Origin of the sequence: Chryseobacterium sp. KLBC 52, assembly GCF_003347605.1 — a bacterium.
GTDB lineage: Bacteria > Bacteroidota > Bacteroidia > Flavobacteriales > Weeksellaceae > Chryseobacterium.
Map to the genome: position 1 here is coordinate 79,793 of NZ_QDFZ01000003.1, position 15,135 is coordinate 94,927.

The window sequence follows — 15,135 nt, forward strand, 5'->3', positions numbered from 1 at the left end:
GGCTTTAGAGCATCATTAATTATCTAAAGCATTCCTTAATTAAACATGGTTGTTGTTCACCGGTTTGTGCTCCACTCCCAGGTGTTTAGCCATGTCCATCGCTCTTTCCAGAATTCCCTTTTCCTGTTGATTGGCTACGCCATTCAGTTTAAAAATCAGGGAAGCAATGCTCATATTTTTGATGTCATCGGAGGAGATTTTATATTTATCCACCATACCCATTACTTTTCCAATGATGTTTTCTCCGTCACCCAGAAGGTTTTCTTTTACAATCTGTGCATTTTCGCTGTGGCTGATGAATTTATCCAATCCTTTTCCTGCAGAAACTTGTCTGATAACGTTGTCGAAGAAAGTATTATCACCTCCTACGATATCAATTTTTGCAGATTTGAAAGCTTCCGCCAGTACCATAGACTGTGCTTCTGCGATATCTTTCTGAATAGCGATCTGAGCCAGTTCCACATCTTTTTCTTTGGCAAGCTGAAGACGGAATTCCTCGTGATCTTTTCCGGCATCGTTCAGTTTCTTCATGGCTTCTGCTTTCTCTGTGATTCCTGCTGCTTCTGCCAATGCTTTTTCTTTGATGACTTCTGCCTGGGCAATTCCTTCTTTTTTATTGGCATCGGCTTTTTTCTCAATAACAGTAGCTTCTGCCACACCTTGTCTTTCTGCAGCATCTGCTTTCGCATGCATTACCTGAGCTTCTGATAGTCCTACGGTTGCTTCTTCTTTTGCTTTCGCATCTGCAATAATCTTGCGTGCTTCAGCTTCTTTTTCTGCAGCATCTCTTTTCGCCTGTGCTTCAATTACATATTTCTGCGCATCTTTTTCTGCTGCCAATCTGCGGGATTCTGCGGCTCTTGTTTCCTCGATCAGCTTTTTCTCTGCTTCCTGAGTGGCAACGGTAATTTCTACCTGCTTGTTTCTTTCTGCTGTTTTGAAGGCTTCCAGATCTTTGATTCCCTGCTGCTCTTCCACTACGGTTTTCTCCATGGTTAATCGCTCGCGGATCGCATCCTGAATACTTTTCTTCTCTAGCTCTATTGCCTTCTCTTTTTCAATCTGAGCAAGAGAGACAATTCTTTCTCTTTCTGTAGCTTCAAGGGCTTTGTCTTTTAATACTCTTTCTGTTTCTACCAGATCTGCACGTTCTTTATTTTTAGCAGCAATAACGACCTGACGAAGTTTATTTTCTTCTGCAATCTGCAATTTTTCTTCTGTAGCGATACGAACGGTTTCATATCTCAGACGTTCTTCTTCTTCTACTTTCAGAATTTCTGCATTTTCGCGGGCTTTGATATTGGCCACTTCTCTTTTTTGAGATTCTTCTTTTTCTGCCAGCTGTTTTTCAAGTTCCAGAATGGCTTCTCTGGCTTCTACATTTTGTTTTGTAATGGTTTTTTCTTCATCACGACGAACCTGATTGGCTTTAATATTTTGGGTCGCTGTAAGTTCAGTAATTTTCTTAATTCCTTCAGAATCAAGGATATTATCTTTATCTAATTTATCAATTGAGGTCTGCTCAAGGTAGTCTATCGCACAGTCATCCAGCACATATCCGTTAAGATCTGTTCCAATGATATCAAGGATTTCCTGACGGAATTCACTTCTTGCTTCGTATAATTCTGTAAAATCAAATTTCTTTCCTACCGTTTTAAGAGCTTCTGAAAATTTAGCTTCAAACAATTCTCTTAATGTCTGGGCATCTGAAGCACGCTGACAACCAATCGTCTGACCTACATTCACAATATCATCTACTGATTTGTTGACACGGATAAAAAATGCCACCTGAATATCTGCTCTCATATTGTCTTTACAGATCAAGCCTGCTCTTCCCTCTCTTGAAATCTCCAGTTTTTTGACGGAGATATCCATAGATTCCATACGATGAATAATGGGAATGACAATACCGGCATTAAAGAAGACTTTTGTACCTCCATAACCAGTTCTTAAAATAACGATTCCCTGAACGGTTTTTTTATACATCGATAAAATCCAGAAAATCAATCCGATTGTTGCTACGACGGCAACAATAATTCCAGCAATTAAAGGTAAGTTCATAGTTTTATAAGTTTATAGTTTATATAGATGTGTTTTTTTGTTTTATAAGAATTGGAAGATGATTCCGAGGATACAATTCAGCAAGATCAAAAAAATAGTCAGCATGGTTATTAGTTTTTTATTTTAATATCTTATTGATTTCTGTACGTAGTAAATCCTTTTTTCAGGTTCTTCATCTACAATCATAACCCGGGTTCCGTGCTCCAGCCTGCTACCGTCCTGGCTTCTCACCATCAGCGTCATAGGATCGCTTCCGATGAAGACTTCCATCATTCCTATTTTATCATCCTGAATGCTGGATTTTAAGCGTCCTTCTCTTCCTAAAAAGGCATAGGATAATTCCCCTTTATGATTGATCTCTTTAAAAAAGGGATTCAGGGGCTTTAGGATTATTTTGGTTAATAGCATTCCCCCAATCATCATTGGAAAAAGAATCAGTATTCCTGCCCAAGTGGGAAGTGGAATGAAATAATTCAGATAAAATGATCCCAGCCAGGTAATCAGCAATGAAAGCGTAAGAAAGTATGTTACCGGAACAATATCCAGATTCAAAAATTTCAGGAAATGCATCCAGGCTGAAGGATCATGATCAGGAGCGTGGAGATGACCATCCGGAACTTCTATATCTGCATCAGCATCCAGATCGGAATGAATGCCTACATCGATATCCAATCCTGTAAGAATGGTAAAGATCCAGTAGACCACTGATAATCCAAGAAGGACGGTCAGCACCGTATTCACCGGAGAAAATGCTATAGTTAAAAATTCCTGAAAGGTCATATATTAGCCTTTTTTAAGGGTTTCTTTTAATCTGTTTAAAGCTTCTTCAGCTTTTGTATCATTACTGTTTACCATGGCATCGATCTCTTCATCAATGCTTTTTCCTGATTTTGAAAAATCAGAATAGGCTTCTGCAAGGGCTTCCTGCTGTACGACACGATCCTTCAGTTTTTCCAGCATACTCACTGTACTTCCGGTGTCCATCTGGGTCATCTTCTGGTTGATATCTTTCGTGGCTTCACTTACCTGAACTCTTGCTTTCAGGGTTTTCAATTCGTTTTCCCATTTGGCAATGCTTGATTTCAGATGGTTGATATTGCCCTGTAACTTTTCGCAGTCATCAAACAGTTTTTCATGTTCTTTATGAAGAGCTGCTGCATTTTCCAAAGAAGAGGTCTGTTTTTTCAATGCTTCTTTAGCAAGGCGGTCTGCCTCAGCAGTTTCCACTTCTCCTTTTTCTGCTTTCTGAACAATGACTATGGCTTTATTATAATAGTCTTTTGCGGTTTCCTCTGCTGTCTCTGCTTCATTCTTTTTGCGTATGGCAAGAGCTTTCAACTGGGCAAGAGCTTCTATACTTTTTCCCAGCTGTTCTTTCATTTCACGGATACCCTGTTCCGTTAAATTGATCGGGTCTTCAAAGCTGTCGATCACAGAATGGATTTCTGCTTTTCCTATCGTTAACAATCTTTTAAAAATGTTCATTTTAAATATCTTTTGTGAATTACTTACTCATTTCAAGCATTTCTGTTGTAAATTCCCCCACAAGGATCCCTAAAGAGTTGATGGAAGCCATCACTTCGTTTTGTGCCATATTATCGGTTGGTAGTGTATCTCTGAAAATCACTCTTCTTCCGGTTGCGTCCAGTACAAATGCTCCGTGAACGATGTCTCTGTTTTTCTGAAGGAGTCTCAGAAATATTTTTTCGGATGGATTTTTGATTTCAAAAAGGAACTGTTCCATGATCAGAATAGAGTCTGATATTATAAGGATCATGTTTTTTATCCCGTTGGATTCTTTTTCGATGATTAAGATTCTCTGAGCCTCATCTTCCAACGTGATGTTAAACTCATAATCTAACAACCACTCTTTGACCGTTCTGAATATTTGATTTCTCATGATGGCTGGTTTAGTGTTTTATTTTTCGTCTACACAAATATAAAATAAAATTTTCAAATTGCAAATATTATTAGCAAATAATTGTTTCAGATTCTCTATCTTTGCAAAAAAGATTAGACAAAATGAGCTTCTTTGGAACTAATATTAAAAAAATAAGACAGGTGAAAGGACTAAGCCAAAAGGCTTTTGCTGATTTATTTGATTTAAACAGAGGAGTGATAAGCTCTTATGAGGAAGGACGTGCCGAACCTAAGATAGAAACTATACTAAAGGTAGCGAATCATTTTAATCTTAATCTTGATAAATTACTGACAGAAACCCTTCAGGTAAACCAGTTAGTAAGCGTTTCTGATATAGACCAACTGATGCTTTTCCCGGAACTGGCTATTCAAAACAGCAAAGGAGCAAAGACAAACACAGAAGAAAATAATCCAAACACGGCAATATTGCAAAAAATATTAGCATCCGTTGATATGGTCTATGAATTTACTTCTGAAAAAACCTTGCTTCCACAATATGAATACGGCGACATTCTATTTCTGAACAAAGCAGATCCGAAAACAGAACCTATCAGCAACCTTCTTATTTATCAGAACGAAAACCTTATGTATCATACTGATAATCAGAAAACAAATAATAAAGAACAGGAATATTATAAGATTGTAGGATACGTTTCTTTAGGGGAGAAAAATATCTTCACCAGTATTTTTGAGAGGCTGGAAAGACTGGAACGTAAAAAAAGAATCTAGCAAACTCTTATTAAAATAATAAAAACAAAAAAAGCCCTCCGTAATCTCTTACAGAGGGCTTTGTACCCCAGACGGGACTTGAACCCGTACGTCCTTGCGGACACAGGATTTTAAGTCCTGCGTGTCTACCAGTTCCACCACCAGGGCATGGTGTGGGCAAAAAAAAAGATTCGAACCAAGGGTTCCAACCTTCTTACTAACTCCGGAGAGCTTTTCGAATAGTGCGGATGAAGGGACTCGAACCCCCACGCCTCACGGCACCAGATCCTAAGTCTGGCGTGGCTACCAATTACACCACATCCGCTGGTTTTGCTGATCTGAATACTCAGATTCAACCTGATTTCTTACAAATATAAGATTTTTATTTAAAGAACACTCTCTATTAAAACAAAAAACCCTCCGTAAGATATTACAGAGGGTCTTGTACCCCAGACGGGACTTGAACCCGTACGTCCTTGCGGACACAGGATTTTAAGTCCTGCGTGTCTACCAGTTCCACCACCAGGGCATGGTGTGGAGCGAAAAACGGGATTCGAACCCGCGACCCCAACCTTGGCAAGGTTGTGCTCTACCAGCTGAGCTATTTTCGCATAGTGCGGATGAAGGGACTCGAACCCCCACGCCTCACGGCACCAGATCCTAAGTCTGGCGTGGCTACCAATTACACCACATCCGCTGGTTTTTTATATTGTAAGTTTTAAAGAGCTTGCTTCGTTTTTGTGAGTGCAAATATAGGACAATTTCCTTTACTACCAAACTTTTCAGGAAAAAAAAATAAAATTTCCATATTTTTTTTTCATGCCTTCTTTTATTACATTTCATTTTCATACTTTTACATCGTTAATATTTACGATATGGAATTACAAGGAACGGTAAAGAAACTTTTTGATGCTCAAACATTTGCGAGCGGGTTTCAAAAAAGAGAAATGGTTATTTTGACCCAGGAACAGTATCCACAGCCGATAAACATAGAATTTTTATCTGATAAAATCAGTTTATTAGATAACCTTAAGGAAGGAGAAAACGTAAAGGTAGGAATCAACATCAGAGGGAGAGAATGGGTTTCTCCGCAGGGTGAAACTAAATACTTCAACTCTATTACAGGGTGGAGAGTAGAGAAAGTTTTTGACAATGGTTCTGAACCTACTCAGGCAACGCCTCAGCAATCTGCTTCTCCTGTTTCTAACGAGAATCCGTTTGCCGGAGATGACGATGATGATTTACCTTTCTAATTAAAGAATAAAAGATCAAATATAAATCCTGCTTTTTGAAGTGGGATTTTTTTTCTAAAAATGGTCCGATTAGACGAAAACGAGATTTCATTTCCCGACCCTGAGCTGTATGATGGCCATGAGGGAGTGGTTGCTTTTGGCGGCGACCTGTCCGTAGAACGTATATGGTTTGCCTATCAGCTGGGTATTTTTCCCTGGTACAATCCCGGAGAAGAAATTCTTTGGTGGTGTCCGGATCCAAGGTTTGTTCTTGTTCCTGAAGAATTAAAGGTTTCGAAATCCATGAGAAAGATACTCAACAGGGATGTTTTTACTTTCTCTGAGAATAAGAACTTCAGAGAAGTGATCAAAAACTGTCAGCAGGCTATCCGAAAGGGACAGTCAGGAACGTGGCTTTCTGATGAACTGATGGAGTCTTTTATCCAGCTGCATCAATACGGTTTGGCCAAAAGCATTGAGGTGTGGCAGAATGAAGAACTTGTAGGAGGTTTTTATGGGCTGCAGATTGGAAACGTTTTCTGTGGGGAAAGCATGTTTGCAAAAGTAAGCAATGCTTCTAAAGCTGGGTTTATCCACTTTGTAGAAAGCCATAAAGATAATCTTGAATTAATTGATTGTCAATCTCATACCGAACATCTGGAGAGTCTGGGAGCAAAAATGATTCCCAAAAAAGAATTTCTAAAAATCTTACACGAAAATAATGAACGCAGATAAAGAAAAATGGGTTCTTCTGGTTATCCTGAGTATTATCTGGGGATCATCCTTTATTTTGATCAAAAAATCGCTGGAGCACTTCAATCCGTTTCAGGTTGGGTCTTTAAGAGTTCTTATTGCCGGCATTATTCTGCTTCCGGTGGCTATCTCCAATTACAAACTTTTCCCTAAAAAGCATTTAAAATGGTTAATTCTGGCTGCTTTTACCGGGAATTTCATTCCGATGTTTCTGTTTCCGATCGCTGAAACGGAAATAAGCAGTAGTATTGCAGGGATTATCAACTCCATGATGCCCATTTTCGTGATTATTGTTGGAGCTTTGGTCTGGAAGTTTGAAACAACAAAAAAACAGATTGTGGGCACGTTAATAAGCTTCACTGGAGTCTGTATTCTGGCGTTTGGTGGTGGAGACAGCGGAGATTTGAAAATGATTCCGATTCTGTTGCTTTTATTGGCTACTCTGTGCTATGCATTGAGTACAACGACTGTAAAATCAAAGCTGATGGAGGTATCTTCCACCGTTTTATCTGCTTTTGTATTCTCTTTTGTTTTGTTGCTGCCTTCCATTATTGCTCTTACAGGTACAGGATTCTTTTCGGAATTCAGTTTTTCGAAGGATAATCTGATGGGGCTCATGTTTGTCAGTCTGTTATCTGTTTTCGGAACCGGGCTGGCCATGATGATGAATTATCGTTTGCTGAAAGTTTCATCTCCCCTTTTTGCTTCCACGGTGACTTTAGTGATGCCTATTGTGGCTATTATCTGGGGCATAATAGATGGTGAGCAACTCACTTATTTACAATTTATTGGAGCTGGAATTATAATTGCCGGACTCATCTTTTTAAGAACAAATCCAAAAAAGTAAAATCGTATTATAAATTAAATTATATTTGGATGATTTAACTTATAACTATGAAAAAACTTCTACTTTTTGGTTCTTTGGCCTTATCTGCAATTTCATGCTATAGCTCTGATGATACCCCTTTTGATAACAGTGATCCGTCCAATCAAAACGTAATTCTTCCCACGAAGATGACTATGGATGGTATTGTAATGAAAATCAATTACAACGGCACTAAAATCATCAGTATGATTAACAACATTAATTACGGACAAAGAGTGGAGTTCTCTTATACCGATGATTATGTTTCCGGGATTAAACATTACGAAAATAATGTCCTTGAAAGTACTGTAGAATATGGATATTCTAATGGACGCATGGCTTCAGCTGTCATAAAGGAATACTCCACTACCGGAACTGTACAGAATACGGTTACATTTACTTATAATTATACCAGTAATACCGAAATCAATGTAAAAAGACAGACCAATTCAGACGTTGGAGGATCCTCTACCATTAACAGTGTTTTTACTTACAGCAATGGAAATATGGTAAGCAGCGTAGGCTCAGGAACCGGAACCGTCAATGGAAATACAGTTAATTATACGGAAAAAGAGACTTATACCTATACTGACAAAAATTATCCTTTCAAAAATGTAAAAGGTTTTGACAAAATCATATTCAACGGAAATGAGAGCAGTGATGGGATAAGTATGCTATTTTCGAATATTAAGAACAGCTTAAGCACTTATAAAGGAGAATTTACCAATACTACAGCCGGAGGAGGAATAGCAACCGGAACGACGTCTCACAAGTATACAACTACTTTTAATACTGCCGGTTATCCATCAGAAGAGAGCAGACAATCTCTTGATATGAACGGAAATGCAAACACCAGTGCTCCGGACAAATTTTTCTACGAATACAATTATCAATAAAAAAAACCTGCATTTCTGCAGGTTTTTCTCTTATTTTAGATTACTCTAGTTCTTTTTCTTCACTTTACTGGCTTTTACCTTCTTCACTTCGTCTTTAATGAAAGGATATTTTTTCTGCATATCCTTAGCTAAAGAAGGATCAAGTTCCAATGCTTTTTGAAGAGATTCCATTCCTTTATCCTGGTCTTTCAGATTGTAAAAACAATTGCTCAGCTGATAAAACAACTCTGCTCTGTAATGCTTTTTAATCGCTCTGTTCAGCACAGTTACCGCGTCTTCATACTCTCCTACCAACATCAAAACTTCCGAATAGGCATACCAGTTGTAGAACCTTGAAGGCTCTGCATCCACCAGTTTTTTAAGACAGGAAAGACTTTCTTCAAACTTTCCTGAATCGATGAATAAAAACGCCAGTCTTTTCTGATAGTCAAGATTGTTTTCATTCAACTGGGTCGCTTCTTTAGCAAAATGCAATGCTTCAGACATTCCGCCCATTTCTTCGTAAAGATAAGACTGTTCCATCATCGCAAGATAAAACTGAGGGTCTTCTCTTAAAGATTTCTGGAATGCATTTAAAGCTAAAATAGGCTGTTTCAAGGCCTTATTGCATAATCCGATCTTATAAAAAGTAAATGCCTTTGTGTATTCCAGCTCCAGCATCTCTTCATACGTTTCGATGGCTTTCTGGTATTGTCCCAAAGCTTCATAACAGGCTGCTTTATTGGCATATACTCCTACAGAGTTTGAGTTGATTGCCAGTAAATAGTCGTAGCCTCTTATCGCTTCATCATAATTTTTTCTGTTGAAATAGAATTGTCCGTATTCAAACCAGGCGGTTTCAGAATAAGAAAATTCGTCTAAATATTCATTAAGAAAGGCAATAGCCTCCTCACTCTTATTCAGGTCACTGAAGCACACCATACAGTTTTCCAGTGAATATTCATCCATAGGATCTTCCTTCAGTGCTTTTCTGTAATGTTTAAGAGCGTTAAAAGGATCTCCGAGATTCACATATTCATCCGCAATAAAGTTGTGGAGAAAGTTTTCTTCTTCCTCTAATGTTAAAGCTTTTTTGCAGATTTCAATGGATTTTCTGGGATTTCCTAAGTTCGAATAATACTTGGCATAACAAACCAAAAAGTCTGTATTCTCCATAGAAGCGCCTTTCAGTTCGTCAATAAGTTCTTTCGCCGTATTATACTCTTCCCACTCCAGAAGGATCTCAAGTTTTTTGATCTTGATATCCAACGAATTAGGGTGAAGCTTTAGCCCATAATTAACAGCCATGTCAGCGTAATTAAAATCACCAAGCTCCAAATAATAAACAATAATGTCTTCTAACTCTTCTGTATCAAAGTAGAATTCTTCATTGTTTTCCATCATTTCCTCGAACTTTTTTACAAGTTCATTTCCAAAATACTCTTCCAATAGTGTCCTCTTTGTCGGCCCAACGCTTGAATTTGCTTACAAACCTCGGCAAACGTTTAGTTAATAATACATCTGAAACTGATATTCAAATATTTATGCAAAGTTGCAACTTTTTTTTGAATTTTCCATTTCATTAATTTCTATTATAAAAATAGTAAAAAAAGAAAACCGATAAAAGGATTGTGGATAAAAAAACGGAGATTGTGGTTAAATTCTTACAACAAGGCGTTTTCCGCTTTGTAACTCAGCATTCCATACATCTTCGATATTTTTTATATCAACGTCCTGAGTTTCCATTTTAATTTTTCCTTCTACGGCTGCCTGAAACATTTCCGGGATAATTTCTGAAAAAAGAAGGGCCGATTCTTCTTTTGTCCAGCTTCCCAATCCTGATCCTGAAATCTGAATATCTGTACCTCTGAGGATCTGGGAAGACAGCTGAATGGTATCTCCGCTCATTCCTCCTATCGTTACAAGCTTTGTCTTATGGGAAAAGGTTCCGTCTCCTTTAAAAGCAGACAAGATCATTTCTACAGAGTGTCCCCAGATATAATCTATGATAATATCCACCGGAGTTTCCTTATGAATGTCTTTTATTTTTTGTTTAAAAGCATTGGCCTCCAGCTTTAGAGAAACGACCTCATCAGCCCCCAGCTCAAGTAAAGACTGCAGAGACTCTTCATTTCTTCCGGTAACAATAATCTTCTGTGCTCCATATAATCTGGCGATCTGAACAGCAATTCTGCCTGTAATTCCTGTTGCCCCGTTGATCAGAACGGTGTTGCCCTGCTGTATTCCCACTTTGAATTTTAGTGCCATTGCTGATCCCATCACTGCATTTGGTAATGCAGCAGCCAGAGAAAAATCCAGTTCATCAGGAATTGGAATGATCATCTTTTTATCGGCTGCAGCTTTTTCAGCGACTGTTCCTTTTTTGCTGAAAAAATAAACCTTACTTCCGTTTTCAAGGTATCCTGCTCCATCTGTCCCGATAACCGTTGGCTGTTGTTCCTGATTTTCAGTTGAGTAATGATTTCCTCCTGCCCTCGCTCTGTCGAGATTTTTAATCGATGCGGCTTTTACCGAAATCAAAATTTCATTTTCCTGTACTTCAGGTTCCGGGAAATCTGCATATTGAGGAGTGCTTCCTTTTTCAAATACTACGGCTGCTTTCATTCTTTTAATTTTATACAAAATTATGAGGAATGACTACTGTCGGACGATAACATTTGTTATGAGTTTTCAGGAAAGGAAGCAGGAAGTGGGAGGCTGGGAGTTTATAAATCCAGTAATAGAGTTGAAACGCTGCGGTCGCTAGGAAACATAATATTGTTATTATTATTTGTTCGCAAGGGCACTTCGTTCAGCAAAGAATAGCGACCATTGCTTAGTGGAACGCCTTTGCGAGCATTTTCAATAATAAAGATTATTCTTTGCGGACGTTGCGTTAAAAAATTAAGTGAATTTTGCGGAGGACGCAGGGAACAGGATATTGTATATTATTTTTGTTCGCAAGGGCACTTCGTTCAGCAAAGAATAGCGACCATTGCTTAGTGGAACGCCTTTGCGAGCATTTTCAATAATAAAGATTATTCTTTGCGGACGTTGCGTTAAAAAATTAAGTGAATTTTGCGGAGGACGCTAGGGAACAGGATATTGTATATTATTTTTGTTCGCAAGGGCACTTCGGTCAGCAAAGAATAGCGACCCTTGCTTAGTGGAACGCCTTTGCGAGCATTTTCAATAATAAAGATTATTCTTTGCGGACGTTGCGTTAAAAAATTAAGTGAATTTTGCGGAGGACGCTAGGGAACAGGATATTGTATATTATTTTTGTTCGCAAGGGCACTTCGTTCAGCAAAGAATAGCGACCCTTGCTTAGTGGAACGCCTTTGCGAGCATTTTCAACAATGCATATTATTCTTTGCGAGTTTAGCGTTTAAGATGAGTCTGAATTTATGCAGTTCTTTTTAAGCTTCTGATTTCCATTTTCCAACCTCTTAAAGTCCATCTTTCAATATTTTGCTTTTGATCCTGCTGAGATGCACGGTAGTAATTCCGAGATAGGATGCAATATAATGTTGTGGAACTCTTTTGATAATCTCGGGTTTTTGTTTAACCAGGTTCAAATATCGTTGTTGCGGAGTATCTTTAATAAATGAAAAGAAGTGTTTCATATAATCGAATACCCTTTCAAAAAGAGCATCCATAAAAAGATTTCTGAGTTCAGGGTTTTCGTAGACTTCTTCCAGAAAAGCGTCCACATCAGGTTTATTAATTTTGTATAAAATACAGGGTTCTATGGTCTCAAATGAAACCATGCTTGGCAACCCTTTTTTAAAGCTTTCAAGAGAGGAAAACATTGTGTTTTCAAGGAAAAACTGAAAGGTAACATCTTTTCCGTCATTATTATACCAGGCTCTTACCATTCCTTTTTCAATATAGTAAGCATTGCAGGAAACCTCACCTTCTCTTAAAAGTAAAGTTTTGGCAGGAACTTCCATACGCTGGAAACTGCCCAGAAACTTTCTCCATTTTTCTTTGGGGAAAGGAAATCTGTTTTTGATATGTTCAAACATTCCTGATATAAAAAAAGAACGGACTGTTTGTCCGCTCTTCCTGTATTTATTAGATTAAACTCTTGATTTTAGCAATAATATCATCTCCTAACTGATCTGCTTCTTCCTGAGATTTAGCTTCAGTATAAATTCTGATGATAGGCTCTGTATTGGATTTTCTAAGGTGAACCCAGTTGTTTTCAAAGTCTATTTTAACACCATCAACGGTAGAAACTTCTTCACTCTGATATTCCTGCTCCATTTTGCTTAAGATCGCATCTACGTCAATCTCCGGAGTCAGCTCTATTTTCTTTTTACCCATAAAATAGGCTGGATATCCAGCTCTTAATTCAGAAACGGTCTTGTTTTCTTTGGCTAAATGCGTTAAGAATAATGCTACACCTACTAAAGAATCTCTTCCGTAATGCAATTCCGGGTAGATAATTCCTCCGTTTCCTTCTCCTCCGATGACAGCATTTTTCTCTTTCATCAAAGTAACAACATTTACTTCTCCTACAGCACTAGCAAAGTATTCTGAATTGTGGGTTTGTGCTACATCTCTCAATGCACGGCTTGAAGAAAGGTTGGAGATTGCTACTCCATTTTTATTTTTCAACAGGTAATCTGCAACGGCTACCAGGGTGTATTCTTCCCCGAACATTTCTCCTTTTTCATCAATAAGGGCTAATCTGTCTACATCAGGATCTACAACGATTCCTAAATCTGCATTTTCTTTTTTCACAAGATCACAGATATCTCCCAAATGTTCTTTCAAGGGTTCAGGATTGTGTGGGAAATGTCCTGTAGGTTCACAATATAATTTGATGGTTTCACAACCTAATTTATCTAAAAGCATTGGAATAGCGATCCCTCCTGTAGAGTTTACGGCATCAAGAACTACTTTAAAATTCTTTGCTTTGATTGCTTCCACATCTACCATCGGTAAATCCAGAATCTGCTGAATATGGATATCAAAAGCATCATCTCTTGTTTCATATTTTCCAAGATCGTCCACTTCTGCATAATTGAAATCTTCACTTTCCGCCAAAGCCAGTACTTCAGCTCCGTTTTCACCACTGATGAATTCTCCTTTTTCGTTTAAGAGTTTAAGAGCGTTCCATTGTTTAGGGTTATGAGAAGCGGTAAGAATGATTCCTCCGTCTGCATTCAGTTCAGGAACCATTACTTCTACTGTGGGTGTTGTAGAAAGACCCAGGTCTACCACATTAATCCCTAATCCCTGCAATGTAGCTGTAACTAAAGAAGAAACCATCTGGCCGGAAATTCTGGCATCTCTTCCGATGATAAGGGTAAGATCTTTTTTGTTTTTATTATTCTGAAGCCAGGTTCCGAATGCGGATGCGAATTTTACCACATCCAGTGGTGTTAAGTTATCATTTACTTTACCACCAATGGTTCCGCGAATTCCGGAAATAGATTTTATTAATGACATGATGTTTTTTTAATTTATTTTGTTCTTACTGAATTTTCCAACGCAAAGATACTTAAAAGACCCTTCAACTTATAGAACCGGAATCTTTTTTTGGACTTTATCATAGGTATTTTTCACAACTTTCGGTGGTGCAAAACGATACCCTATGTATAACAGCCCATAAAGGTTATTATTCTCTACGGTTTGATTATTTTTCTGATCGTAGGCATAATTTTTAAAATTCATTTTCCCCCCGAACAGAAACCGGTCGGTATTATAACCTATATGAAGACCTCCCTGCATTCTTATAGTGGCATATTGGGCATTTTGTTTTATTGATCCGTTATCAAGCTCTCTGTAACTGGAAAATTTTCCTCCGACCCCGACAGCCAGATAAGGAGAGATATTGACATTTTTTCCAATGACCCAATTGTAGAAATATCCTATATTCCCGCCAATATTATATTGTGTTTCTTTGCTTTTTACCTCGTTAATTGTGTTTCTGAAAACGGTAAGATCATAATCCAGAAAGGGTATCCAGCTTCCACTGCTTTTCCTTTGCCATTCTCCTTGTGTATAGATACTTCTTGCTGAAAAATTCTTATTGAGAATATAAGATGTAGATCCACCAAAAGTCTGTACTCTTAAATCCGGAAACTGAATGTAGGGATCTATTCCTTCCTGCCATTCGGGGGACAGATCTTTCATGTTTTCCACATAGAAGCCTTTTACATTTTTATAATAGACATTCTGAATGAATCTTCCCGGAAAAAACCTGAAACTTAAATCGGTATAAGAGCTTTTCCCTTTCATTTCATCATCATTATTTCCATCTAAAAACCGGGGCGCAAAAGATATTGTTGCACTTATTATTCTATAATCGATGGAAAAGGAAGTTTTCGTTTTATTGTTGATGGACAGAATTGTCTCGTTGGTATTCTTCCCTTCTCCTTCTGAAAAAACATAGCTTTCGATGTTGGTATCAAGGTTCACACGAATCATCACCTGGTCTGCATAAGACTTGGTATTTGCGGTATCTGACTGTGCTTTTACCTGAAGAGCTGATAAAGAAAATAATACGAATAATACTGCCTTTAAAAAATTCAAATCGAATAATTTACATTAGAAAATGAAATTACTACATTTTTTTCAATTATCCGGTAAACCCAATATTAAGAACAGCCGCAATCTTTATCGCAGTTGGTTCTTTTGGAACTGAATTTCTTTGGCGCGAAATTCTTTTTAAGTACTTTAAATAAAGAGTAACAGGCGAATGCTACAA

Annotated in this window: 14 protein-coding genes and 5 tRNA genes; 5 read left to right on the plus strand and 14 right to left on the minus strand. The window is 37.9% G+C overall.

Annotated elements, in window-relative coordinates; all coding sequences use genetic code 11:
• Nucleotides 1-39 precede the first annotated feature (39 nt).
• From DDF69_RS03585 to DDF69_RS03600, 4 genes are all read right to left on the minus strand, one after another.
• Nucleotides 40-2,061 carry a flotillin family protein gene (locus tag DDF69_RS03585; RefSeq protein WP_114819572.1) on the minus strand — a complete coding sequence of 674 codons (2,022 nt, stop codon included), beginning with the start codon at nt 2,059-2,061 and terminating at the stop codon, nt 40-42.
• A 123-nt stretch (nt 2,062-2,184) separates the two neighbouring features.
• Nucleotides 2,185-2,841, minus strand: coding sequence for a hypothetical protein (locus DDF69_RS03590; RefSeq protein WP_114819573.1), 657 nt, complete (start codon nt 2,839-2,841; stop codon nt 2,185-2,187).
• Nucleotides 2,842-2,844: 3 nt separating this feature from the next.
• On the minus strand, nt 2,845-3,546 hold the full coding sequence (locus tag DDF69_RS03595; RefSeq protein WP_114819574.1) for a PspA/IM30 family protein: 702 nt from the start codon (nt 3,544-3,546) through the stop codon (nt 2,845-2,847).
• A 19-nt stretch (nt 3,547-3,565) separates the two neighbouring features.
• Nucleotides 3,566-3,961: a YbjN domain-containing protein gene (locus DDF69_RS03600; RefSeq protein WP_114819575.1), complete on the minus strand. Its 396-nt coding sequence runs from the start codon at nt 3,959-3,961 to the stop codon at nt 3,566-3,568.
• A gap of 122 nt (nt 3,962-4,083) precedes the next feature.
• Between DDF69_RS03600 and DDF69_RS03605 the strand changes: the two genes are divergently transcribed.
• On the plus strand, nt 4,084-4,710 hold the full coding sequence (locus tag DDF69_RS03605) for a helix-turn-helix domain-containing protein (protein ID WP_114819576.1): 627 nt from the start codon (nt 4,084-4,086) through the stop codon (nt 4,708-4,710).
• A gap of 63 nt (nt 4,711-4,773) precedes the next feature.
• Here the strand turns inward: DDF69_RS03605 and DDF69_RS03610 are convergent.
• From DDF69_RS03610 to DDF69_RS03630, 5 genes are all read right to left on the minus strand, one after another.
• Nucleotides 4,774-4,857, minus strand: a tRNA-Leu gene (locus tag DDF69_RS03610).
• A 75-nt stretch (nt 4,858-4,932) separates the two neighbouring features.
• Nucleotides 4,933-5,014 (minus strand) — tRNA-Leu (locus DDF69_RS03615).
• A gap of 120 nt (nt 5,015-5,134) precedes the next feature.
• Nucleotides 5,135-5,218: transfer RNA gene (locus DDF69_RS03620), tRNA-Leu, on the minus strand.
• Between the two features lie 6 nt (nt 5,219-5,224).
• A tRNA-Gly gene (locus tag DDF69_RS03625) sits at nt 5,225-5,300 on the minus strand.
• A 4-nt stretch (nt 5,301-5,304) separates the two neighbouring features.
• Nucleotides 5,305-5,386 (minus strand) — tRNA-Leu (locus DDF69_RS03630).
• A gap of 178 nt (nt 5,387-5,564) precedes the next feature.
• Between DDF69_RS03630 and DDF69_RS03635 the strand changes: the two genes are divergently transcribed.
• The 4 genes from DDF69_RS03635 to DDF69_RS03650 are packed head-to-tail and all read left to right on the plus strand — an operon-like array spanning nt 5,565 to nt 8,435.
• Nucleotides 5,565-5,942 (plus strand): DUF3127 domain-containing protein, encoded by a 378-nt coding sequence (locus DDF69_RS03635; protein WP_114819779.1) that lies wholly within the window; start codon nt 5,565-5,567, stop codon nt 5,940-5,942.
• A 60-nt stretch (nt 5,943-6,002) separates the two neighbouring features.
• Nucleotides 6,003-6,656: a leucyl/phenylalanyl-tRNA--protein transferase gene (aat, locus tag DDF69_RS03640; RefSeq protein WP_114819577.1), complete on the plus strand. Its 654-nt coding sequence runs from the start codon at nt 6,003-6,005 to the stop codon at nt 6,654-6,656.
• Entirely contained in the window at nt 6,643-7,521 is an 879-nt protein-coding gene (locus DDF69_RS03645) for a DMT family transporter (protein WP_114819578.1), read from the plus strand. Before aat ends, DDF69_RS03645 begins: the two co-directional genes overlap by 14 nt.
• A 47-nt stretch (nt 7,522-7,568) precedes the next feature.
• Nucleotides 7,569-8,435: a hypothetical protein gene (locus DDF69_RS03650; protein ID WP_114819579.1), complete on the plus strand. Its 867-nt coding sequence runs from the start codon at nt 7,569-7,571 to the stop codon at nt 8,433-8,435.
• A gap of 45 nt (nt 8,436-8,480) precedes the next feature.
• Here the strand turns inward: DDF69_RS03650 and DDF69_RS03655 are convergent, their stop codons facing one another.
• The 5 genes from DDF69_RS03655 to DDF69_RS03675 all read right to left on the minus strand — a co-directional run bounded on the left by DDF69_RS03655 (nt 8,481) and on the right by DDF69_RS03675 (nt 14,960).
• A complete protein-coding gene (locus DDF69_RS03655; protein ID WP_114819580.1) occupies nt 8,481-9,863 on the minus strand; it encodes a tetratricopeptide repeat protein in 1,383 nt (460 codons plus the stop codon).
• Nucleotides 9,864-10,070: 207 nt separating this feature from the next.
• Nucleotides 10,071-11,039 (minus strand): zinc-binding alcohol dehydrogenase family protein, encoded by a 969-nt coding sequence (locus DDF69_RS03660; RefSeq protein WP_114819581.1) that lies wholly within the window; start codon nt 11,037-11,039, stop codon nt 10,071-10,073.
• A gap of 824 nt (nt 11,040-11,863) precedes the next feature.
• A complete protein-coding gene (locus DDF69_RS03665) occupies nt 11,864-12,442 on the minus strand; it encodes a Crp/Fnr family transcriptional regulator (RefSeq protein ID WP_114819582.1) in 579 nt (192 codons plus the stop codon).
• A 49-nt stretch (nt 12,443-12,491) separates the two neighbouring features.
• A complete protein-coding gene (gene glmM, locus DDF69_RS03670) occupies nt 12,492-13,874 on the minus strand; it encodes a phosphoglucosamine mutase (protein ID WP_114819583.1) in 1,383 nt (460 codons plus the stop codon).
• 69 nt (nt 13,875-13,943) lie between these two features.
• Nucleotides 13,944-14,960, minus strand: coding sequence for a DUF4421 family protein (locus DDF69_RS03675; RefSeq protein WP_114819584.1), 1,017 nt, complete (start codon nt 14,958-14,960; stop codon nt 13,944-13,946).
• Between the last annotated feature and the right edge of the window lie 175 nt (nt 14,961-15,135).

What these genes read in the sequence shown, in the direction of transcription:
- DDF69_RS03585 (WP_114819572.1), bottom strand. Translation starts at nt 2,061, where the DNA reads ATGAACTTACCTTTAATTGCTGGAATTATTGTTGCCGTCGTAGCAACA.
- DDF69_RS03590 (WP_114819573.1), bottom strand. Translation starts at nt 2,841, where the DNA reads ATGACCTTTCAGGAATTTTTAACTATAGCATTTTCTCCGGTGAATACG.
- DDF69_RS03595 (WP_114819574.1), bottom strand. Translation starts at nt 3,546, where the DNA reads ATGAACATTTTTAAAAGATTGTTAACGATAGGAAAAGCAGAAATCCAT.
- DDF69_RS03600 (WP_114819575.1), bottom strand. Translation starts at nt 3,961, where the DNA reads ATGAGAAATCAAATATTCAGAACGGTCAAAGAGTGGTTGTTAGATTAT.
- DDF69_RS03605 (WP_114819576.1), top strand. Translation starts at nt 4,084, where the DNA reads ATGAGCTTCTTTGGAACTAATATTAAAAAAATAAGACAGGTGAAAGGA.
- DDF69_RS03635 (WP_114819779.1), top strand. Translation starts at nt 5,565, where the DNA reads ATGGAATTACAAGGAACGGTAAAGAAACTTTTTGATGCTCAAACATTT.
- aat (WP_114819577.1), top strand. Translation starts at nt 6,003, where the DNA reads ATGGTCCGATTAGACGAAAACGAGATTTCATTTCCCGACCCTGAGCTG.
- DDF69_RS03645 (WP_114819578.1), top strand. Translation starts at nt 6,643, where the DNA reads ATGAACGCAGATAAAGAAAAATGGGTTCTTCTGGTTATCCTGAGTATT.
- DDF69_RS03650 (WP_114819579.1), top strand. Translation starts at nt 7,569, where the DNA reads ATGAAAAAACTTCTACTTTTTGGTTCTTTGGCCTTATCTGCAATTTCA.
- DDF69_RS03660 (WP_114819581.1), bottom strand. Translation starts at nt 11,039, where the DNA reads ATGAAAGCAGCCGTAGTATTTGAAAAAGGAAGCACTCCTCAATATGCA.
- DDF69_RS03665 (WP_114819582.1), bottom strand. Translation starts at nt 12,442, where the DNA reads ATGTTTGAACATATCAAAAACAGATTTCCTTTCCCCAAAGAAAAATGG.
- glmM (WP_114819583.1), bottom strand. Translation starts at nt 13,874, where the DNA reads ATGTCATTAATAAAATCTATTTCCGGAATTCGCGGAACCATTGGTGGT.